The following is a 19,525-nucleotide window of genomic DNA, read 5'->3' on the forward strand; positions in this document are numbered from 1 at the left end:
CGGACGTGAGCGGTCACCGACGGACCTGGTTCGTGGTCCTGCCGGACACCGACGCCGGGGCCGCGGTGGCCGCGGTGTGGGGCACGGCCCAGTGCCGTGCCCTGCACCACCCCAGCGGACGCCCCTGGATCCTCGGCCACTGGCCGTCCGGCGAAGCCGTCACCGCCCAGGCCGGACCCGTCGCCCTCGCCGTCCTCGGCACCAGCGACGCCGACCCGCACCGGCTGCGCCACCACGCCGAACGCAGCCGCGACCCGCACGAGGCACTCGCCGCGGCACCCGACCTGGCCGGCAGCTTCCACCTCCTGGCCACCGCGCACGGCACCGTCGCCGCGCGCGGCACCCTGTCCGGACTGCGCCGCCTCCACCTGGCCGAGATCGACGGCGTCCCCGTCCTCGCCGACCGGGCCGACGTCCTGGCCGCGGCCGCCGGACTCACCCCGAGCACCGACCACCTCGCCCTGCGCCTCGCCCACCCGCTGCCGCACCCCGCCGACACCCTGCCGCTGTGGCCCGGCATCACGCCCGTCCCACCGCACCACACCGCCGAACTCGCCCCCCACCGCCCCGCCCGCACCACCGCCCACTGGCACCCCCCGGCCCCCGTACGGCCCCCGGCCGAAGCCGCCACCGCCCTCGGCCAGGCCCTGCACCGCGCCGTCGACGCCCGCACCCGCGGCGGCGGACTCGTCGCCGCCGACCTCTCCGGCGGCCTCGACTCCACCCCCCTGTGCTTCCTCGCCGCCACCGGCCCGGCCGACCTGCTCACCGTCACCCTCGGCTCCCTCGACCCCCACCACGACGACGCCGTCTGGGCCGACCGCGCCGCACACCACCTGCCCGGCAAACGCCTCGTCCTGCCCGCCGAGGACCTGCCCGCGATGTTCGCCGGCATCGACACCCCCGGCCCCCAGGGCGACGAACCGTTCGCCTGGACCCGCACCAGGGCCCGCGACGAAGCCGTCGCCCGCCTGCTCGCCGGCCACGGCGCCCGGCTGCGGATCAGCGGCGAAGGCGGCGACGAAGTCCTCCAGGCCCTGCCCGCCTACCTGCGCACCCTCCTCGCCCGCCACCCCGCCACCGCCGCCCGCCACCTGCGCGGACACCGGGCCCGCCTGCGCTGGAAACTCCCCGACGCCCTGCGCGCCCTCGCCGACCCCCGCCCCTACCCCGCCTGGCTCGCCCACGCCGCCGAACGCCTCACCCACCCCCACCCGCCGGGCACCACCCAACTCCTCGGCTGGGGCATCGAACCCCGGCTGCCCCCCTGGGCCACCGCCCACGCCGCCGACCTGGCCCGCGCACAGCTGCGGGCCCTGCGCGACACCCGGCCGCTGGCACCGGAACACGCCCAGCACCAGGTACTGCACATGGTCCGCCACAGCGCCTCCGCCATGCGCCAGCTCACCGACGCCACCGCCCGCGCGGGCGTGCCCTACAGCGTGCCCCTCCTCGACGACCGGGTCCTGGACGCCTGCCTGGCCGCCGACCCCGCCACCCGCGGCACACCCTTCGCCTACAAGCCGCTGCTCACCGCCGCCGTCGCCCCCGACCTGCCCGCCGACCTCCTGCGGCGCACCGGCAAGGGCGACTTCACCCCCGACACCCACCAGGGACTGGCCCGCCACCGCGCCGGACTCGCCGCCCTCATCGAGGACAGCGCCCTGGTCCGCGCCGGACTGGTCGACCCCGACACGCTCCGCCGGGCCTGCCTCGGGCTGTACCCGCCCGGCACCCCCTACGCGGCCCTGGACGCGACCCTCGCCTGCGAGCACTGGCTGCGCGCCCACGCGACGAGCCCGCACCCCCACACCCCGCCCGGTACCCAAGGAGCCTGAATGGCCGTCCAGTTGATCCCCCACGTGACCCTCACACCCACCGAGGACGGCGCCGTCGTCCTGGACGAGCGCGACGGCCGCTACTTCCAGCTCAACCGCACCGGACTGCACATCCTGCGGTCCCTGCTGGACGGCCGCACCGCCGAGGAGATCGCCGCCGACCTCAGCAACCTGCACCCGGTCACGGCCACCCAGGCGCAGGCCGACGTCGACCGGCTGCACGAGAGCCTGCGCACCGCCGGACTGGTCACCGGATGAGCCTGCACACCCACGCCACCCGCACCGACCGGCCGCCCTGGCACCGGCGCCCGGCCGCGTTCGCGGCGATCGGCGCGGCCCGGCTGATCGAGAGGCTCCCCCCGGCCCGGATCCGCCGGGTGATGCACGCACTGCGGCGCGGCGCCCGGCCCGCCGGCCACGCCGAGGCACTGGCCGCCCGGCAGGCCGTGGTCGCGCTCAGCATGCGCTGCGCCGGCCAGGGCTGCCTCCAACGCTCCATCGCCGCAGCGCTGTTGTGCCGCACCCGGGGCGCCTGGCCGACCTGGCGCACGGGCGTGCGGACCGCCCCGTTCCGCGCCCACGCGTGGATCGAGGCCGACGGCACGCCCGTCGGCGAGCCGCCCGAGATCGCCCACTTCCACCCGATGATCACTGTTGAGCCGTTGAGCCGTTGAGCCGTTGAGCCGTTGAGCCGTCGCCGGCCTGGCCCGGCGGCCCGTGCAGGGGGTCCGGGAGGGAGTCCGGGCGCCCGGTCCGGCATGCCCGGGGAGTGCACTCTCCCCGGGCCGGGCCCGCGCGTCATGGGTCCCCGCCGGGGGTGCGGCGGCAGGGGTGCGGCGGCGGGGGAGTCGGGTGGTCCCGGGAGCCGGGGCCGCCGTCGGCACGATCAGGAAGGCGGCGGCCCCGGCCCCGGTACGGGTGCCGTACGGGCGGGGCATCGACCGCGGATGCCCGTACGGCTGCGGTCGGCACCCATTCCACGACTTCAACAGCACTTGAAGTCAAGCCCCGCCCGAGCCGAACCCCCGCCCGAAGGTGCCGTCCGCTCCCGGGGTAGCCTCGCTCCCGGTGGGGGCCTGCGGAGGACAGACACGGACAAGACGGACAAGGGGCGGGCGGATGACTGAGCAGCAGCACAGCTACTGGCGGGCGTCGGACGGCGCGGCGGTCAGCGCCGCCCAGGCGCACATCGTGTGGACCAGGGCGGCCTACCCCGCACTGGTGGCGGTGGCACGCCGCTACCACGCGGTGATCAGCTACCCGGACCTGGCCGAGGCGGTGCAGGAGGCCTCCGGGGTACGCACCCGGATCAACCAGCGGCACTGGATCGGCAAGGTGCTGGCCCTGGTGATCCGCGAGGCACACCGCCGCGGCGACCCGCCGCTGACGGCCCTGGTGGTGCACGCCACGGACGGCAGGGTCGGCCCTGGCTACCAGGAGGTGCTGGCGGTCGCCGGACAGCCGCCGGTGGCCGAGGAGATGGACCGCGAGCAGCACGCCGCCGCCGCCCGCCTGGCCTGCTACCGGCACTTCGGCGCCGACCTGCCCGCCGACGGCGGCACACCCGCCCTCGCCCCGCGCCTGCGCGCCACGGTCGACCGCAAGGCCGCCGCCACCGCCGTGCCACGGCCGCCGGCGATCTGTCCGACCTGCTTCCTCCAGCTGCCCGCGACGCGGGTGTGCGACTCCTGCGGGGAGACCATCGCGCCCTGAGCGCCGCGCACCTCCCGTACCGCGCCCGCCGTCCTCGGGAAGAGGAGCCGTTCCCCGAGGACGGACGGAGAACCCGCTGTCAGCCCACCGGACCGTGGGCCGAGACCAGCCGCGCCCGGCCGTCGAGCAGCCGGTAGGACAGCCCCACCACGGCCACCGTCCCCTCGGCGACCCGGGCGGCCAGCGCCTGCGAGCGCTCCACCAGCAGGTCCACGGTCTGGCGGATGTGCACGTCCACGATCGCGTCCCGGTCCTCGATGCCCGCCGCCTTCGCGGACAGCACGCTCGGGGTCACCCGTTCCACCACGTCCCGGACGAAACCGCTCGGCATCCGCCCCTGCTCCAGGGAGTCCAGCGCCGCCGCCACCGCACCGCACGAGTCGTGCCCCAGCACCACCACCAGCGGGCAGTCCAGCACGCTCACCCCGTACTCGATGCTGCCCAGCGCCTCCGCCCCGGTGACGTGCCCGGCGGTGCGCACCACGAACAGGTCGCCGAGGCCCTGGTCGAAGATGATCTCGGCGGCCAGCCGGGAGTCCGAACAGCCGAACAGCACCGCGAAGGGCCGCTGCGCCGGGGCGAGCGCCGTGCGGCGCCCGGCGTCCTGGTTGGGGTGCTCGGGGTTGCCCGAGACGAACCGGGCGTTGCCCTCCATCATCACCCGCAGTGCCTGGGCGGGGTCGGTCAGGAAGTCGTCCGTCGGGCCGTCCGTCAGGCCGTTCGTCAGGCCGTTCGTCAGGCCGGACGCAGCGTCGGACTCCGAGTCGGGCTCGGAGGCGGATATCGGTGTGGGGATCATGCCAGAACCCTAGATCGCGGCAGGTCGAGCCCGCAGCCGGGGGTCACAGGGCGGCCGGCCGGCCGGGACCGCCTGCGGTGCCTGCCCGCCTGCGGTGCCCGGCTCCTACGGTGCGCGGCGCAGGGCGAGGACGGTGACGTCGTCGCGGCTGCGGCCCCCGCTCCACAGGCGCGCCCGCCGGTCCAGGGCCTCGGGCAGGGCGTCGGCGGGAACGCCGGCCAGCTCCGCCAGACCCCGCTCGACCGGGTAGAACGCCCCCGAGGCGTCCTGCGCCTCGGTGACCCCGTCGGTCAGCAGCACCAGCACCCCGTCCCCGGGCAGCGCGAAGCGCCGTACCGGGCGCCGCACGCCGCCGGCCAGCGAGGCGAGGCCCAGCGGGACCCCGGCGTCCAGGACGATGGGCTCCACCCGGCCGCCGGGGTGCAGCAGATAGGGGGCGAGGTGCCCGCAGTTGACGGCCCGCACCTCGACACCGTCCCCGCCCCCGTCCTCGTCCCCGCTGCTGACGTCCAGCACGGTGGCGGTGACGAAACGCTCCTGCTCGCCGCTCTGCACCGCGTACGCGTTGTGCCGCTCCACTGCCGCCTCCAGCGCGTCGGCGACGGCGGGCAGCCGCGCCTCGCGGAACGCCGCCTCCCGGAAGGCGCTCAGCACCGCGAAGCCCGTCCCGATCGCGGGCAGGCCCTTGCCCTGGACGTCACCGACCAGCACCCGGGTGCCGTGCGGGGTGGCGGCGATGTCGTACAGGTCGCCGCCGACCAGCGCGTCCTGCTCCACCGGCCGGTACAGCCCGTCCAGGCGCACGTCGGAGGTGGTCACCGGCAGCGGGCGCAGCAGCTGACGCTGGAGGGCGACGGCGCTCTGCCGCATCCGGGACAGCTGCCGCTCCCGGCGCACCCGCCGCGCGCACAGGCCGATCACCGCGGCCTCGGCGGCGATCACGCCCAGCACGGTGCCGAGGCGGGCCGTCAGGTCACCGGGCGGGAACAGCACCGAGTGGACCACCACCACCGCCGTCACCCACACCGAGGCGGCCACCGTCTGGGCGATGGTCCCCAGACCCGCCAGCAGCGCGGGCAGGAACACCAGCAGCAGCACCAGCCGGGAGTTGGTGCCGCTGGCCGCCTGGACGAGCAGCACGGCGACGGTCGCGGCCAGCACACCGAGGGCCACCGCCCCGTTGCCGGGGGCGCGCGGGGAACCGGGTTGCTGATCGTCGCGGTCCAACCCCGTCGCCCTCTCCGCCGTCCGGCCGTCCCTCCAGGGTGGTCGGCCCGGCGGGGCGGACGCGAGCGGGTTGCGCCGTGTGGGTGACAGCGGGGCAGCGCGGGGGAGCACCGGCGGGGACGCCGACTGTCGGAGGCACTGGGTACGGTGGCCGGTGTGCCGCCCTCGTCCTCTCCCGCCTCCGCCGCCGCCTCGTCCCCCCGGCTGCCGCTCGACGACCTCGTGCGGCTGCGCCGGGCCAGGGACCGGATGGACCGCGAGTACGACCAGCCGCTGGACGTCCCCGCGCTGGCCCGCACCGCGCTGATGTCCTCCGGCCACTTCTCGCGCAGCTTCCGCACCGCCTACGGCGAGACCCCGTACAGCTACCTCATGACCCGCCGGATCGAGCGCGCCAAGGCACTGCTGCGCCGCGGGGACCTGAGCGTGACCGAGGTGTGCATGGCGGTGGGCTGTACCTCGCTGGGCTCCTTCAGCACCCGGTTCACCGAGCTGGTGGGGGAGAGCCCGAGCACCTACCGGGCCCGCGACCACGAGGAGGGCGCGGCGATCCCGGCCTGCATCGCCAAGATCCGCACCCGCCCGGTGCGGCGTACGGAGGCCAAGGGTGCCAAGGAGGCCAAGGGGGCGGAGGGGGCGGAGGGTGCCGGTGGCCCCGGTGCTCCCGTAGCGTGACGGCCATGAGCATCGAACTCGCGCAGTGCTTCATCGCCGTCGACGACCACGACCGGGCCCTCGCCTTCTACCGCGACGTCCTCGGCTTCGAGGTGCGCAACGACGTCGGCTTCGAGGGCATGCGCTGGGTCACCGTCGGTTCGCCCGACCAGCCCGGCGTCGAGATCGTCCTGGAGCCCCCGCTGGCCGACCCGCACGCCTCCGAGACCGACCGCCGGGCCGCCGCCGAACTCCTCGCCAAGGGCCTGCTGCGCGGCGTGATCTTCCGCACCGACGACTGCGACTCCACCTTCGAGCGGCTGCGCGCGGCCGGTGCCGAGGTCCTCCAGGAGCCGATGGACCAGCCCTACGGAGTGCGCGACTGCGCCTTCCGTGACCCGTCGGGCAACATGCTGCGCTTCAACCAGCCGCGCACGAAGTAGCCCGTGGCCCGCAGCCCGTGGCCGGGCGTGGGGTGCCGGCCGTTCAGGCGGGCCGGATGCGGGCGTGCAGGAGGCAGAACTCGTTGCCCTCGGGATCGGCCAGGACGCGCCAGTTCTCGGCGCCGCTCTGGCCGATGTCGACGGGCCTGGCGCCGAGCGCGAGCAGCCGTTCCAGTTCGGCGTCCTGGTTGCGGTCGGTGGCGTTGACGTCGATGTGCAGCCGGAGCTTGGCGGGCCGCGGGTCGCTGGTGGGGCCGAAGACCAGGGTGGGCTGCGGGCCGCCGAAGCCGGTGCCGGGCGGCCCGATCTCGATGCTGCCGTCGCCCTCCCGGCCGAGCTCGACGTAGCCCAGGACCTCGCTCCAGAACACGGCGAGGCGCTCGGGATCGGCGGCGTCGATGACCAGTTCGCTGATGCGGCATGCCATGGCCCGTGAGCCTACGTGCCGGTGCGGCGGCAGGGCTTCCGACGCTCCGGGCCCGGGTGCGTGTTCAGGCGGACCGCACCGGCAGCGGGTGGTCGGGCAGCGGGTAGTCGGGCAGGGCGATGTCGCCGGCCTTGGCGATGTCGCCGGCCTTGGCGAACTGGGCGGCCATCAGCGGGCGCAGCGGCCAGCGGCCCATCCAGCGCATGGAGGCGGCGCGCAGGCGGATCGTCAGGGCGCTGCCGGGGGCGTAGCCGTTCAGGCCGCCGGGCGGCAGTTCCTGGGCACGGGCCACGTAGGGGCGCATCAGTTCCTCGTAGCGGGTGAAGGCGGTGCGGAAGTCGCCCGCGGCGGCGGCGAGTTCACCGGCCAGCAGGTAGGCGCCGACCAGGGCGAGGCTGGTGCCGAGGCCGGTGAGCGGGCTGGGGCTGTAGCCGGCGTCGCCGAGCAGGGCGATGCGGCCGCGGCTGTAGCGGTCGAGGTGGATCTGGCCGAAGGAGTCGAAGGCGAAGTCCTCGGCGGTGCGCATCCCGGCGAGCAGCCGGTCGCTCTCCCAGCCGGCGCCGGCGAAGCGGTCGGCGAGCAGGCGCTGCTGGGCGGCGGTGTCGCGGCGGTCGTAGGGCAGGGGTGCGCAGCGCACGCCCAGGGAGGCCTTGACCTCACCGGGCAGCCGGCCGGGGCGGGCGGCGGCGACCAGGCCGCCGGGGGCGTTGTACATCTGGAACCAGCCGTCCAGGGCCCGGGCGAGCGCGGGGTCGTGGACGGTGAACCAGGCGTGGTAGCCGCCGAGGGGGCGGTAGTGGGAGCCGTCGCCGGGGAAGGCGAGGCGGCGTACGGCGGAGTGCAGCCCGTCGGCGCCGACGACCAGGGCGAAGCGCCGGGCGGGGGCGTTCTCGAAGGTGACGGTGACGCCGGCGGCGTCCTCGTCGAGCGCGGTGACGGTGTCGTCCCAGAGGTACTCGACGCCGTCGGTGGCCTCGCGCAGCAGGTCGGCGAGGTCGCCGCGGAGGATCTCGATCTCGGAGACGATGCCCTCGCCGCCGAACAGGTCGACGGGTATCCGGGCGGTGGTTCGTCCGCGCCGGTCGACCAGGGCCAGGCCGTGCTGTTCGACGCACAGCGCGCGGGCCCGTTCCATCAGGCCCATCCGTTCGATGACGGTGCGTCCGGCGCCGCGCAGGTCGACGGCCTGCCCGCCGGGGCGCGGGCCGGGGGCGCGTTCGACGACGGTGGGGGTGAAGCCGTGGCGGCGCAGCCAGTGGGCGAGGGCGGGCCCGGCGATGCCGGCGCCGGAGATGAGGACGTCGGTGGTGGTGTGGTGGTGGTCCATGCCGAGAAATGTACGGCGTACGCATCGGCCCCAACAAGCCTTGTTCTGGGGGTGCTTGAAAGTGGTGCACTAGTGCGGCGGGGTGCTGCAGGGCGAGTCGGGCGGCGGGCGGCGGGCGTTCGCGCAGGTTGGCGGCCCGGCGGGTGCACTAGTGCACTACGGGCGGTGGTGCCGGGGGCGCTCTCACCGGGGTTTCACGGCCGGCTCGGTCCCGGGCCGACGGGGTGGATGCCGCAGCCGGCGGCGTCCGCCCCGCGGCCGCATCGCCCCGGGGAGTCTGCCTCAGCCGAGCTTCGCGAGCGAGGCGGCGATGTTGCCGACCGCCGTCAGGACTCTGTCGGTGGTGTCGGCGGTGTAGCACAGCCGGAAGTACCCGGGCTTGGGACAGTGCATCTCCCCTCCGGGCAGGAGGGTGACCTTCGCGTCCTTCAGCAGGTACGCCCCCAGGAGGGCTTCGCGCTGGTCGATCTCGTGGTTGATCGGCATCAGGTCCGGGGGGAACGTCTTGTCCAGGTAGGCGCTCAGGTCGAGCAGGAAGAACTGGGCGGCGTTGCGGGAGGTGTCGTCCTGGCCCACGTACGGGATCTTCTTGTCCTTGAGTTCGGCCGCGGTCTGGTCGAACGCCGTCTTCAGGCGCTCGGCGTAGTCCTCCATGAGCGCGGTGGGGAAGGGGCTCGGCTTGCCGTCGTCGGTGAGGAACAGTTTGCGCACGTAGGCGCTCTTGAGCGAGTCGAGCGGGCCGAACCACGTCAGTGACTTCAGCGTCTCGTTGCCCTGCATGACGGTGCGGACGTCGTTCGACTTGGAGACGAGGAAGCCGATCCGGAAGCCGGACAGCCCGAAGTCCTTGGTCAGCCCGTACACGAGGTGGATGCGGTCGGGGTCGGTGGCGTAGGCGTCCGTCGACAGGACGCTGTGGAAGCCGTCGGTGCCGGTGCTCTGCGAGTGGGAGTAGATCTCGTCGGAGACGATGTGCATCTGCCTGTCCAGTGCCCACTGGCAGATGTCGTCCAGCAGCTGCTTGCCGTAGTTGACGCCGAGCGGGTTGTGCGGGTTGGTCAGGACCAGGAGCTTGGGCTTGGGCTCGGAGGCGGCCTCGTACGCGCGCTGGAGGGCGGCGACCGACAGCGTGAAGTGGTCCGGCCCGTCGAGGCGCACGGGCACGCACTTCAGTCCGGGCCGCTGCTCGAAGCACCACAGGAAGCCGGGCCAGAACGGCGCCGGCAGCATGACGCGGTCGCCCGGCGCCAGCACGCCGCCGTGGATCAGTCCGAACACCAGGCACTCCAGGGCCCCCGAGCCCCCGGCGGTCGCGTACACGTCGAACTTCGGGTCGATCCCGGCGGAGAACCTGGGGTGCAGGAAGGCGGTGATCGGATCGAGCAGGTCCTGCGTGCCGTAGGGCGGCGCCGCGTACTTGGCGTCCTCCTCGGTCAGCTTCACCTTGCTGAAGACGTCGGTGTCCAGCTGGTCGAACAGGAGGACGTTGTTCGCGATGCCGAGGTTGTAGATGTCCTCCGGGACGACCTTGTCGTAGTAGGCGAGGCGCTCCTCGGGGTCGGCGATCCGGTGCAGGCGCTCCATGGCCAGGGCCTGCTCGACGCTCGCGACGAGCGCGGCATCCGTGTCCTGCCCGGTGTCGCTCCTCGTGATGCTCTGGGTCATCTCTTCCGAACCTCCGTGGGTGAGAGCCGGGCCGGCTCCCTGCCGGTCCGGCTCTCCTTCTCCCCCTTCCGCGCAGGTCGGGTACGTGGTGGTAACCCGCGCGGATCAGGAGCTTCCCTCCATCGGGCGCCTGTTCGAGGGCCTCCCGGGAGCGAGGAAGGCCTCGGCGGTCCGGATCAAAGGCCTCACCCGACCCGCTACTTGGTCACCGCCCCAGGCGCCCCCGGTGCGGCACCATGGTGCGATGGAGAGCAATCGACAGACAGTCAGTTCCGGCTCACCCCTCGAACCGCGGATCGGCTTCTCCCGGGCCGTGCGCAAGGGGAACTACGTGGCGGTCGCGGGCACCGCGCCGATCGGGGAGGACGGCACGACGGTCGGGCAGGGCGACGTCCACGCCCAGACCATCCGGTGCCTGGACATCGCCGAGACCGCCCTGCGGGAGGCGGGCGCCACGCTCACGGACGTCGTACGGACCCGCATCATGCTCACCGACATGAGCCAGTGGCGGGAGGCCGCGCGCGCCCACGGCGAGCGTTTCGCGCAGATCCGGCCGGTCACCACCTTCGTGGAGGTGACGCGCTTCATCGACGAGCGGTGGCTGGTGGAGGTCGAGGTGGACGCGGTCATCGGCTGACGGGCCGGCGGAGCCCGGGGGTGCGGCCACCGGGGAGGCGGGTGCGGCCATCAGGGTGACCAGGCGCGCGCCGTCCGCGTCGTCCGAGCCGCCCGCGCCGCCCGCGACGACGCCACGGGCCGGCCGGGCCGCCACCCCCGTGAGCGGCCCGGACGGCCGGGCCTACGCGCGCCGCAGGGCGCCCAGCACCGCCGACAGGTCCTGCTCGGCGATCGACGGGTGTGCCAGCAGCACCTCGCGGGCCGCCGACAGGACGGGGCCGTCGCCCGCCAGGGCGAGGTCCTTGGCGGCCAGGCGGACGGGGAAGTCCGACTCTGCGCTGAACGCCCGGGCCACCACCCCCGCGAGCGGCCCGGCCGCCAGCACCTCCCGCGCCTGCTCCTGCGGGACGCCCAACTCCCCGGCCACCGCGAGGACTTCGCCGAGGGCGGTGACGCACGCGACGATCGCGCCGATCACCACCACCTTCAGCGCCGCGCCCGACCCGGGCCCGCCGCAGCGCCGCACCCGGCCCAGGTGCTCCAGGACGGGCCGGGCGCGGTCCAGGTCGGCGTCCTCGCCGCCCGCGAAGACCACCAGCTCGCCGGCGGCCGCCGGGCCCACGCTGCCGATCACCGGGGCGTCCACCAGGGCGACGCCGTCCGGCAGCCGGGCGCGCAGCCCGGCGGTGGCCCGCGGGCCGATCGAGGACATCTCGATCCACAGGGTGCCCGGCGCCAGCCGCTCGGTGAACCGTCCGGCCACCTCGGCGACGGCCACCGGGTCGGAGAGCATGGTGACGACGACGTCCGCGCCGCGGACGGCCTCGGCCGGGGTGGCGGCCTCGGTGAGGCCGCCGGCGCGTCCGGGGGAGCGGTTCCAGACGGTCAACGGGTGCCCGGCGGCGGCGAGTCGGCGGGCCATCGGCAGGCCCATCCGGCCCAGCCCGAGAAAAGCGATCTTCTGCATGACCGCCACGCTAGGCAGCCACGAGCCAGGCGACAAGCGAATGTCCCGCATGGTATCCATGCGGAATGGACATGGCTTGGCTGGAGGTCTTCCGCACCGTCGCGCACCTGGGCTCCTTCACCGCCGCGGGTGAGCGGCTGGGCTTCACCCAGTCCGCGATCTCCCGGCAGATCGCCACCCTGGAAGGGGAGTTGGGCACACCGCTGTTCGACCGGCTGCCGCGCGGCGTGCGGCTCACCGAACACGGCCGCGCACTGCTGCCGCACGCCGAGGCGATGCTGGAGAGGCTTGGCACCACCCGGCGCGACCTGGCCGCGCTCACCGAACTCACCGCCGGCCGGCTACGGGTGGGCGCCTTCGACAGCGCCAACGCCGCCCTCGTCCCCGGCGCCCTGGCCGCCTTCCGCGCCGCGCACCCCGAGGTCGCGATCAGCCTCACCGAAGGGCTGACGGCACACCTGCTGGACCTGCTGGCCGACGGCGCGATCGACCTCGCCCTCATCGCCTCCTACACCGAACCCGCCGACGACGGCGAGCAGTTCGACTTCCACCCGCTGATGGCCGACCCGGTGCTGGTCGCCCTCCCGCGCGGACACCGCCTCGCCGGGCGGCGCCGCCTGCGGCTGGCCGAACTCGCAGACGAACCGTGGATCGCCGCCCGCCGCCACGCCGAGTCCACCCTCCTCGCCGCCTGCGTCCGCAGCGGCTTCCAGCCCCGCATCGAGTACGCCGTCGCCGCCTGGACCGCCAAACTCGGACTGGTGGCCGCAGGACTGGGCGTCACCCTCATCCCCTCCCTGGCCGCCCGCGTCGGCCACCCCGGCGCCACCCTCGTCCCGCTGCACCCCGACGACACCCCGGTGCGGCAGGTGCACACCGTCACCAGGCGCGGCCGGCGGGTGCCCCCGGCCGTGGAGGCCTTCGGCGCCTTCCTGCGCGCGCAGGCCACGAGCCCGCCCGACCGGCCGCGCACCGGAGCGGTGGCCTAGGGTGTGATGCCGAGAACGAGGGGGGAGCGAATGTCGAGGCACACGGTCGAGGCGGAAGCGCGGATGAAGGGGATCACCTTCCCCGCCTGGCAGGGCCGCCACTACGTGACGCTGGCCGAACTGCTCATCCGCCTCGGCAGCTTCGGCCTCGGGCTGCGCTGGCGGGTCGAGTGCGACGAGGAGTGGGACCTCACCGCGGAGCTGGAACGCCGCTCCGAGGGCGACGGCATGGACACCCTGACCCTGCTGTCCCTCGTCACCCCCGGAGTCCAGCTGATCGACGCCGAGGCCGGCGGGTTCCGCGGGGACACCCTGGTGGTGGTCCTGACCGAGGCGGACAGCTCCTTCTGGAACGTCAGGGCCGACGACGAGCGCGTGCTCACCGTCCTGCGGCGCCACTACCCGGGAGCCCGCGCGCTCTGAACCCGCCCCTCAGCAGGTGGTGTCGGCGGCCGGTAGCGCGCCCGTCGACAGGTAGGCGTCCACGGCCCGGTCGGCACACGCGCTGTAGCCGCCCAGGTAGACGGTGTGGACCCGGCCGGGGACGGTGACCAGGCGCGAGCCGGACAGCCGGGAGTGCAGGGCGAGCGCGCCCTGGTAGACGGCGTGGGTGTCCCCGGTGGCGTGGAGCTGGAGCGCGGGGACGGCGTTGCGCACCTCGACCGGCGGCTCCAGCGGGACACCGCGCCAGAACGCGCACGGCGTCGGGCCGTTGTAGACCGGGCCGAACACCGGCTGGGCGGCGCGGGAACGCTCGACGGCCTCGCGGTACCACTGCGCCGAACGCGGCATCGCCACGTCGTCGCACAGGATGCCGATCGCGGCCGCCAGGTCCGCGCCGCCCGCCGGGCCGGGATCCAGGACGACGGTCAGCAGCTCGTGCAGGGTCGCACTCACCCGCACCGGCCTGCCGTCGGCGGCGTCCAGCAACTGGCGCAGCACGTCCGCGTAGTCGGCGCCGTCACGGTCGTCGTTCTGGCAGACCGCGAGCAGCACCGGCAGCATGGCACCGTCCAGCCGGAACCCGTCGACGGCGATCGGCGCCGCCTCGGCCCGGCGCACCAAGCCCTCCACGGTGGCCCGCACCGCCGCCGGGGTCGCGCCCAGGTGGTGGTCGGCGTCGCGCGGCGCGGCCCAGGCCGCGAAGCCGTCCAGGGCACGCTCGTTGGCGCCGCCCATGTCCTGGAAGGTCCGCATGCCGTACCGGGCCGGATCGAGGGCGCTGTCCAGTACCAGCCGGTCCACCCGCTGCGGGAACAGCTGCGCGTACACCGCGCCCAGCAGCGCACCGTAGGACTGCCCGAAGAAGGAGGTCCGCTGCTCGCCCAGCGCCGCGCGCAGCACGTCCACGTCCCGGGCGATGTTGCGGGTGGTGAGGTGGGGCAGCAGGTCCGGGTACTTGTTCCAGCAGGCGTCCGCGTCGGCCTTGGCCAGCCGCAGCCCCTCCGCGAGGCCCGCCGGGCCGCTGCCCGCCGAGCGCAGCCAACTGCCGCGCGTCAGACCGCAGTCCAGACCGCCGCTGGCACCCACCCCGCGGGTGTCCATGCCGACCAGGTCGTACGCCGCCGCCGTCTCCGGCGCCAGCCGCTCGCGCAGCGCGGCCGGCATGTCCAGCCCGCGGTTGCCCGGGCCGCCGGGGTTGGTCTGCAGGACGCCCCGGCGCCTGGCCGGGTCGGCCGCCCTGATCCGGGAGACGGCCAGGGACAGGGTGCGGCCCTGCGGCTCGCGGTAGTCCAGCGGGACGGTCAGCGTCGCGCACTCGGTGCCGGTCAACTGTGGGTCCTGGCAGGCGGACCAGGCCAGCGGCTGGTGGCGGAAGCGCTCCAGCGGGTCCGGCGACGCGGGGGAGGCGGAAGCAGGGGAGTCGGCGGCAGGGGAGTCGGCGGCAGCGGAGGCCGGGGCGCCGGCCGTGAGGACGGTGGCCGCGGACAGGGCGAGGGCGGCGGCGAGCGCCGAAGCGGTCTTCATGTGCGCCATCCTAGAAGGCAGTTGACCACCCCGGCGGGCCGGGCCCGGGTTCCCGAACCGCCTTGACCTCAAGTCGACTTCAGGTCCTACGGTCGGTCGCGTCCTGGCGAACAGGAGACAGACGAACAGCCGCGAGGAGCACGGAAGCATGACGATCAAGACGTACGAGCCGCAGATCATCGCCGCCCAGCCCATCGGAGCCTGGACCGGTGAACTCTTCCGCCGCCTGGTGGTGGAAGGCCTGCGCGGGCAACTGGCGGTCGAAGGCCTCACCCAGCCGCACTGGTGGACGCTCAACCACGCCGCCGGCAGGCCCGGCGGCTGGACCCGCACCACCCTCACCGAGCGCCTCACCCCCTACGACGACCAGCACACCGCCTTCGACACCGTCTACGACGACCTGATCGCCCGCGGCTGGCTGACCGAGGACACCGACGGCGCCCTCACCCTCACCGAGGACGGCGAAGCCGGCCGCCTGCGCGCCCGCGAACGCAACCTGGCGATCCACGAACGCGCCCACGAAGGCATCGGCACCGACGAGTTCGTCACCACGGTCAACGTGCTGCGCCGCATGGTGGCCAACCTGGGCGGCAACGGGAACCTCCCGGACTGACGAAGCCGGGGCCCGTCCGAGGCACGGACGGAATTGACCCATGAAAGCAGCCGCTGATTGCCACATGATCATGGGTCTTTCCGGCCATAGCCTGGTCACATGACGACGACGACGAAGAACACCATCGCCCCCGCCGCCGCCCCCGTGCTGACCCGCTGCGCCGAGGCCGAGATCTGCGCAGACCCGAGCTCCACCATGACCCTGCTGGCCGACTCGGCCCCGGAGCAGGGCGGCTTCACCGTCTACCGCTCCACCTTCGCCGCCGGTGCCGCCGGAGCGCCCGCGCACTTCCACACCAAGGCCTGGGAGCTGTTCTTCGTGATCGGCGGCTCGCTGCGGGTGCTGGTCGGCGAGGAGGTCACCGTGCTCGGCGCGGGCGACTTCCTCGCCGTGCCCCCGCACACCCCGCACGCCTTCGCCGCCGCCCCCGGCTCCGAGGCCGACGTCCTGTGCGTGTTCACCCCCGGCATGGAGCGCTTCGACTACCTGCGCCTGCTGGGGCAGGTCATGCGCGGCGAGAGCGACCCCGGGGCGATCGCCGCCTCCTCGGAGCGCTTCGACAACCACTACGTGGACAGCCCGGCCTGGCGCGCCGCCCTGGCGGGCGAGAACGCCTGAGGACGCCTGAGAACGCCTGAGGACGCCTGAGGACGGCTGCCCCGGGGTGGCGGAGCCCCGGGGGCGCGGGCCGCTCGACGGGCCGGGGCCGCCCGGGTGTGGAACGGTGGAAGACCGGAAGGACCGATCCCGGCTGCGAGAGGAGTGGCCATGTCGTCCAAGCGCCGCCGCAAGAAGAAGGCCAGGGCCAGACACCGGGCCAACCACGGCCGTCGGCCCCAGTGCTGAGCCGCGGCTGAGCGGGTGAGGGTGCCCGGACCGGCCGGGAAGGCCGTCCGGGCGCGCCCCGCACCCACCCGTTGCCCTACATCCGCCCGCGCCCCGCGAAACCGCCCCGCGCCACCCGGTGGTACCGGCAGCGGCCGCCCCAGCCCGCGCCGAAGGCCAGCTCCAGGAGCGTGCCCCGCCCGTCCGCCCGCCCCTCGCGCAGCAGCTGCGCCGCGTCCGCGACCGGCGGGTCCTGCTCGAACACGTAGAGCCGGCTGATGTACGGGCCGGCCGGGATCGGCTCCCGGCACGGGACGCCGGGCCGCTCCCAGGTCAGCCTCACGCCCGGGCCGGCCAGACAGGGGGAGTCCATCCGCCGGCCGTTCGCGTCGATACCGCCGTCGCGGTGCCAGCGCAGCGCGTGCTCCAGGCTCCCGTGCGGGTCCGGCCCCTGGCCGTCGGCCCGCCACTCGGCCACGCCCGCCGCCGCGATCCTGGGCAGCACGTCGACGACGTCCTCCCGGACGACGAAGTAGGCGCGGGCGTGGATCTCGCAGACCAGCAGCGTGTCCCTGGGGTGGTCCGCGCCGTGGAAGGTCGGGCGCACGGACTGGTCCAGGACCTGGGTCACCACGTGCTCGACCCCCTCCACCGTCCCCAGCACCCCGACCAGAGTCCGGATCCGCTCCCGCTCCGTCGCCCGGGCCGCCCGCGCCCTCGGCGAGCGGACCAGCGCGAGCCGGCGCCGCTCGGTGGGCCAGCGCTGCGCCGACAGCGACCGCACACCCTCGACGGCCCGGAACACCGGCATGCCGACGAGGTACAGGACGCTCTTCAGCACGTTGTGCAGGAAAGCCTTCACCAACCGGTCCTCTCGGGTCACCCGCGTTTTCGCCCACACCCTGGCCCGCCCGCGCCCCGGTCCGCAATCCACTCCTGTACTCAACTCCCCTCCGTGCCCGCACGGTTGCGCAGTGCGTCCACCCGGGCTCACGCATCGCCCGGCCGGGCGCAGTAGCCGGGGCGCGCCGCTGCCGGGACCGTGGTCGTCCGGCCTGCCGGACAGTCTCCAGCTGCCGGGCATCCTTATGCCGCCGGCCGTCGGTACGGTGGGATCCTCTTCCGTGCTCAACTTCCCTCCACCTCCGAGCGGTTGGCGAGCGTATCCACCGCCGCCCGGGCGGTGTGCGGGCGGCCGAGGAAGTCGGTGCCGTCCGCCCACTGGTCCACCGCGCCCACCGGCGGCAGTGCGCGCAGGTGCTCGTCCGTGAGGCCGGCCAGCAGCGGCCGCGCGAAGCGCTCGGCGTGCAGCACCAGATACGGGCGGCCGTGGTACGGGCGGCGCGTCGCCTCGACCGGGGCACTCAGGCCGAGGGCGTTGTGCCGGCGGCCCGCCGCCTCGTACGCCTCGCACAAGTACCGCTCCCGGTCGGCGTATTGCCGTGCCGCCAGGGCGCCCCGGAGCAGCGGCCCCAGCTCGGCCGCCGCCTCGGTGCGGGCGAACGCGCTGCCCAGCCACTTGCCGTACGGGGCGTAGCGGCGCTCCAGCAGCAGGCACAGCCGCATCAGGTCCCGCACCAGGCGGGCGGCCGTCACCGCCGAGCCCAGGTCGTCGCCGGCCTCCGCGCAGCGGCCGACGAACGCCTCCTCCTGGGCGATGCGCTGCCACTGGCAGGCGAGCAGGTAGCGCCACACCTGCTCCGGGTACCAGGCCAGGCGCTCCCGTGCGGCGGTCAGTTCGCCGGGGCCGTCGTGGAACACCGCGCCGGCGGTCACCTCCAGCAGCCGCTGCTGGGGCAGCGCCAGCCAGCCGAGCGTGTCAGGGCCGGTCGGGGCGGCGGCCGGGCCCAGCCGGCCGGCCAGCCAGGACGGCAGGTCGTGCACCTCGACGCGGTGGTCGACCGGGCCGTCGGTCCACGCCAGGTGGCGCACCGGGTCGTGCGGGTCCTCGCCGCGCCGGAAGTGGGTGGGCACGCCGCGCACCTGCCGGGGCAGGTGGTGCGCCAGCAGTTCGTGCAGCCGGGGCCCGTGGCGGGCGGCGTCGGTGGGGGAGAGGAACAGCTCCAGGCGCGGCCCCCAGTCGTGGTCCGCCGAACGCGCCGAGTCGAAGCCCAGCACCTCCGAGCCGGCGCCCACCCGCGCCGCCGCGTACGGCAGTTGCGGGAACTCCCGTGCCAGCAGCGGCCGTACGGCCTCCTCGTAGAGGATGCGGGCCAGCCGGAGCCCGGGAACGAACGCGTCATCGGCGGTGTCGGGAGTGGTCACGGCGCCCACTGTGCCGTCGCCGCCGCCGTCCGGGCCACCGGATTCCCGCGGCGCGCCGGTGCGGGCGAACCGTGTGGACGCTGGCGATGCTGGTGGCGACCGTCCGGCGGTCCGCCTTCACCAGTACGGAAAGAGGTCCCCTTGAACGACTCGAACGGCGTGCACGACTCGAACGGTGCCAACGACTGGAACGGCGTGCACGACGACCTGCTGACCACGAAGATCGCCCTCGGCTTCGACCAGCTCGACGCCGACGGCGACGGCCGTCTCACCGAACGCGACCACGTCCTGATGGGCGAGTCCTCCGCCCGCGCCCTCGGGCACCCGCCGGGCTCCGAGGCCGAGCGCAGGATCATCGACGCCTACGTCGGCATCTGGCGCGACCTGCACCAGCCCGCCGTCGGCGGCGCGGACGCGATCAGCCGCGACGACTTCATCGCCTCCACCCTCACCCTGGCCGACGACCAGGAGGCCGCCGCCGCGACCGTCGGCCGGCTCGCCGAGATCTTCCGGTCCGTCGCCGACGCGAACGGCGACGGCACGGTCGACCCCGACGAGTTCCACGCCTTCCACCACGCCCACTTCCCCCGCCTCGGCCGCGACCGGGCGGACACCGCCTTCCGCCACCTGGACCGCAACGGCGACGGCACCCTCTCCCACGACGAGTTCGTCGGCGCGATCGTGGAGTACTGGACCAGCCGCGACCCCGAGGCCCCCGGCAACTGGTGGACGGGCGAGTACCCGTCGCGGGCCGGGTAGCTTCAGGCCGTCATTTCGGACAGGCGGTTGTGGAGCGGGAATTCATCGGGCCGTTTCGGCCGATCGGCGGACACGGCCATACCTCGGGTGGTCAGGGGCGGAACCGATGGCCCTCTTTCGATGTCCTCTGTTTCGAACCCCCGCGGTCCGACGGGCGGGGTGCGTTGCATTTTCGCCAACCACTCCCCGAGGCCTGCGGATCGGGTACGCCGCTACTTTGTCAGCCATTCGCGCTGTTGCGTCGTGTTTGACCGGTCCAGGATATTTTGTTCACATAAATCAGAAGTTTCATCTCATCAATTTCTCATATTTCCTTGACACTTATGCCTGCGAACTAGAAGGATCCGCGTCGATTACGTGAAGATCGACGACCCCTGGGAGCATGGTGTCGACTGCATTATCCAGGCGTGAACGGTCCGCCCGCGGCT

21 protein-coding genes are annotated in these 19,525 nt (G+C 74.4%); 12 read left to right on the forward strand and 9 right to left on the reverse strand.

From position 1 onward, the window contains the following. The first annotated feature begins 5 nt into the window (after positions 1-5). The 4 genes from ACIQOW_RS31405 (at position 6) to ACIQOW_RS31420 (ending at position 3,551) form a co-directional block, all read left to right on the forward strand. On the forward strand, positions 6-1,838 hold the full coding sequence (locus ACIQOW_RS31405) for an asparagine synthase-related protein (protein WP_401090654.1): 1,833 nt from the start codon (positions 6-8) through the stop codon (positions 1,836-1,838). Beyond that, the gene (locus tag ACIQOW_RS31410) at positions 1,839-2,096 is read left to right on the forward strand and encodes a lasso peptide biosynthesis PqqD family chaperone (protein ID WP_188295460.1); all 258 of its coding nucleotides are present in this window, start codon (positions 1,839-1,841) and stop codon (positions 2,094-2,096) included. It abuts the gene before it with no gap. Continuing rightward, complete coding sequence (locus ACIQOW_RS31415; RefSeq protein ID WP_401090657.1) at positions 2,093-2,512, forward strand: lasso peptide biosynthesis B2 protein; 420 nt, start codon at positions 2,093-2,095, stop codon at positions 2,510-2,512. The genes ACIQOW_RS31410 and ACIQOW_RS31415 overlap by 4 nt, the downstream gene beginning before the upstream one ends. Positions 2,513-2,957: 445 nt before the next feature. After that, the gene (locus tag ACIQOW_RS31420; protein WP_401090659.1) at positions 2,958-3,551 is read left to right on the forward strand and encodes a hypothetical protein; all 594 of its coding nucleotides are present in this window, start codon (positions 2,958-2,960) and stop codon (positions 3,549-3,551) included. Positions 3,552-3,630: 79 nt separating this feature from the next. On the opposite strand, the gene ACIQOW_RS31425 is transcribed toward ACIQOW_RS31420, so the two are convergent. Both ACIQOW_RS31425 and ACIQOW_RS31430 read right to left on the reverse strand, forming a co-directional pair. Further along, positions 3,631-4,209: a carbonic anhydrase gene (locus tag ACIQOW_RS31425; protein WP_401090719.1), complete on the reverse strand. Its 579-nt coding sequence runs from the start codon at positions 4,207-4,209 to the stop codon at positions 3,631-3,633. A 246-nt stretch (positions 4,210-4,455) separates the two neighbouring features. Next, positions 4,456-5,577: a PP2C family protein-serine/threonine phosphatase gene (locus ACIQOW_RS31430; RefSeq protein WP_401090661.1), complete on the reverse strand. Its 1,122-nt coding sequence runs from the start codon at positions 5,575-5,577 to the stop codon at positions 4,456-4,458. A gap of 204 nt (positions 5,578-5,781) precedes the next feature. Between ACIQOW_RS31430 and ACIQOW_RS31435 the strand changes: the two genes are divergently transcribed. Together ACIQOW_RS31435 and ACIQOW_RS31440 are read left to right on the forward strand one after the other, a co-directional pair. Beyond that, the gene (locus ACIQOW_RS31435) at positions 5,782-6,252 is read left to right on the forward strand and encodes a helix-turn-helix transcriptional regulator (RefSeq protein ID WP_401090721.1); all 471 of its coding nucleotides are present in this window, start codon (positions 5,782-5,784) and stop codon (positions 6,250-6,252) included. A gap of 5 nt (positions 6,253-6,257) precedes the next feature. Further along, positions 6,258-6,674, forward strand: a complete 417-nt coding sequence (locus ACIQOW_RS31440; RefSeq protein ID WP_401090664.1) for a VOC family protein — start codon at positions 6,258-6,260, stop codon at positions 6,672-6,674. 43 nt (positions 6,675-6,717) lie between these two features. Here the strand turns inward: ACIQOW_RS31440 and ACIQOW_RS31445 are convergent, their stop codons facing one another. From ACIQOW_RS31445 to ACIQOW_RS31455, 3 genes are all read right to left on the reverse strand, one after another. After that, a complete protein-coding gene (locus tag ACIQOW_RS31445) occupies positions 6,718-7,101 on the reverse strand; it encodes a VOC family protein (protein ID WP_401090666.1) in 384 nt (127 codons plus the stop codon). Between the two features lie 64 nt (positions 7,102-7,165). Next, on the reverse strand, positions 7,166-8,428 hold the full coding sequence (locus ACIQOW_RS31450) for an FAD-dependent monooxygenase (RefSeq protein WP_401090668.1): 1,263 nt from the start codon (positions 8,426-8,428) through the stop codon (positions 7,166-7,168). Between the two features lie 282 nt (positions 8,429-8,710). Next, positions 8,711-10,093 (reverse strand): aminotransferase class I/II-fold pyridoxal phosphate-dependent enzyme, encoded by a 1,383-nt coding sequence (locus ACIQOW_RS31455; protein ID WP_401090670.1) that lies wholly within the window; start codon positions 10,091-10,093, stop codon positions 8,711-8,713. Positions 10,094-10,337: 244 nt separating this feature from the next. Here ACIQOW_RS31455 and ACIQOW_RS31460 point away from each other — a divergent pair, with 244 nt between their 5' ends. Next, a complete protein-coding gene (locus ACIQOW_RS31460; protein ID WP_401090671.1) occupies positions 10,338-10,730 on the forward strand; it encodes a RidA family protein in 393 nt (130 codons plus the stop codon). A 162-nt stretch (positions 10,731-10,892) separates the two neighbouring features. Here the strand turns inward: ACIQOW_RS31460 and ACIQOW_RS31465 are convergent, their stop codons facing one another. Continuing rightward, positions 10,893-11,678, reverse strand: a complete 786-nt coding sequence (locus ACIQOW_RS31465; RefSeq protein WP_401090673.1) for an NAD(P)-dependent oxidoreductase — start codon at positions 11,676-11,678, stop codon at positions 10,893-10,895. A gap of 65 nt (positions 11,679-11,743) precedes the next feature. On the opposite strand from ACIQOW_RS31465, the gene ACIQOW_RS31470 reads away from it, so the two are divergent. After that, a complete protein-coding gene (locus ACIQOW_RS31470) occupies positions 11,744-12,667 on the forward strand; it encodes a LysR family transcriptional regulator (RefSeq protein WP_401090675.1) in 924 nt (307 codons plus the stop codon). Positions 12,668-12,697: 30 nt separating this feature from the next. Then, entirely contained in the window at positions 12,698-13,090 is a 393-nt protein-coding gene (locus ACIQOW_RS31475; RefSeq protein ID WP_401090677.1) for a hypothetical protein, read from the forward strand. Between the two features lie 9 nt (positions 13,091-13,099). Here ACIQOW_RS31475 and ACIQOW_RS31480 read toward each other — a convergent pair whose 3' ends face one another. Further along, the gene (locus ACIQOW_RS31480; RefSeq protein ID WP_401090679.1) at positions 13,100-14,635 is read right to left on the reverse strand and encodes an alpha/beta hydrolase; all 1,536 of its coding nucleotides are present in this window, start codon (positions 14,633-14,635) and stop codon (positions 13,100-13,102) included. Positions 14,636-14,783: 148 nt separating this feature from the next. On the opposite strand from ACIQOW_RS31480, the gene ACIQOW_RS31485 reads away from it, so the two are divergent. Both ACIQOW_RS31485 and ACIQOW_RS31490 read left to right on the forward strand, forming a co-directional pair. Then, a complete protein-coding gene (locus ACIQOW_RS31485; protein WP_401090681.1) occupies positions 14,784-15,248 on the forward strand; it encodes a MarR family transcriptional regulator in 465 nt (154 codons plus the stop codon). A gap of 99 nt (positions 15,249-15,347) precedes the next feature. After that, the gene (locus tag ACIQOW_RS31490) at positions 15,348-15,866 is read left to right on the forward strand and encodes a cupin domain-containing protein (protein WP_401090683.1); all 519 of its coding nucleotides are present in this window, start codon (positions 15,348-15,350) and stop codon (positions 15,864-15,866) included. A gap of 304 nt (positions 15,867-16,170) precedes the next feature. On the opposite strand, the gene ACIQOW_RS31495 is transcribed toward ACIQOW_RS31490, so the two are convergent. Beyond that, positions 16,171-16,935, reverse strand: coding sequence for a hypothetical protein (locus ACIQOW_RS31495; RefSeq protein ID WP_401090685.1), 765 nt, complete (start codon positions 16,933-16,935; stop codon positions 16,171-16,173). Between the two features lie 266 nt (positions 16,936-17,201). Next, positions 17,202-18,338, reverse strand: a complete 1,137-nt coding sequence (locus ACIQOW_RS31500) for a DUF4037 domain-containing protein (RefSeq protein ID WP_401090687.1) — start codon at positions 18,336-18,338, stop codon at positions 17,202-17,204. Positions 18,339-18,479: 141 nt separating this feature from the next. On the opposite strand from ACIQOW_RS31500, the gene ACIQOW_RS31505 reads away from it, so the two are divergent. Continuing rightward, positions 18,480-19,097 (forward strand): EF-hand domain-containing protein, encoded by a 618-nt coding sequence (locus tag ACIQOW_RS31505; protein WP_401090688.1) that lies wholly within the window; start codon positions 18,480-18,482, stop codon positions 19,095-19,097. Positions 19,098-19,525: the final 428 nt, after the last annotated feature.

Origin of the sequence: Kitasatospora sp. NPDC091335 (assembly GCF_044757205.1) — a bacterium.
Classification (GTDB): domain Bacteria; phylum Actinomycetota; class Actinomycetes; order Streptomycetales; family Streptomycetaceae; genus Kitasatospora.

Bases quoted from the DNA above. Each gene is read 5' to 3' on its own strand.
- ACIQOW_RS31455 (WP_401090670.1), bottom strand. From the start codon at position 10,093: ATGACCCAGAGCATCACGAGGAGCGACACCGGGCAGGACACGGATGCC.
- ACIQOW_RS31485 (WP_401090681.1), top strand. From the start codon at position 14,784: ATGACGATCAAGACGTACGAGCCGCAGATCATCGCCGCCCAGCCCATC.
- ACIQOW_RS31470 (WP_401090675.1), top strand. From the start codon at position 11,744: ATGGACATGGCTTGGCTGGAGGTCTTCCGCACCGTCGCGCACCTGGGC.
- ACIQOW_RS31425 (WP_401090719.1), bottom strand. From the start codon at position 4,209: ATGATGGAGGGCAACGCCCGGTTCGTCTCGGGCAACCCCGAGCACCCC.
- ACIQOW_RS31440 (WP_401090664.1), top strand. From the start codon at position 6,258: ATGAGCATCGAACTCGCGCAGTGCTTCATCGCCGTCGACGACCACGAC.
- ACIQOW_RS31445 (WP_401090666.1), bottom strand. From the start codon at position 7,101: ATGGCATGCCGCATCAGCGAACTGGTCATCGACGCCGCCGATCCCGAG.
- ACIQOW_RS31415 (WP_401090657.1), top strand. From the start codon at position 2,093: ATGAGCCTGCACACCCACGCCACCCGCACCGACCGGCCGCCCTGGCAC.
- ACIQOW_RS31410 (WP_188295460.1), top strand. From the start codon at position 1,839: ATGGCCGTCCAGTTGATCCCCCACGTGACCCTCACACCCACCGAGGAC.
- ACIQOW_RS31475 (WP_401090677.1), top strand. From the start codon at position 12,698: ATGTCGAGGCACACGGTCGAGGCGGAAGCGCGGATGAAGGGGATCACC.
- ACIQOW_RS31465 (WP_401090673.1), bottom strand. From the start codon at position 11,678: ATGCAGAAGATCGCTTTTCTCGGGCTGGGCCGGATGGGCCTGCCGATG.
- ACIQOW_RS31460 (WP_401090671.1), top strand. From the start codon at position 10,338: ATGGAGAGCAATCGACAGACAGTCAGTTCCGGCTCACCCCTCGAACCG.
- ACIQOW_RS31490 (WP_401090683.1), top strand. From the start codon at position 15,348: ATGACGACGACGACGAAGAACACCATCGCCCCCGCCGCCGCCCCCGTG.
- ACIQOW_RS31420 (WP_401090659.1), top strand. From the start codon at position 2,958: ATGACTGAGCAGCAGCACAGCTACTGGCGGGCGTCGGACGGCGCGGCG.
- ACIQOW_RS31450 (WP_401090668.1), bottom strand. From the start codon at position 8,428: ATGGACCACCACCACACCACCACCGACGTCCTCATCTCCGGCGCCGGC.
- ACIQOW_RS31480 (WP_401090679.1), bottom strand. From the start codon at position 14,635: ATGAAGACCGCTTCGGCGCTCGCCGCCGCCCTCGCCCTGTCCGCGGCC.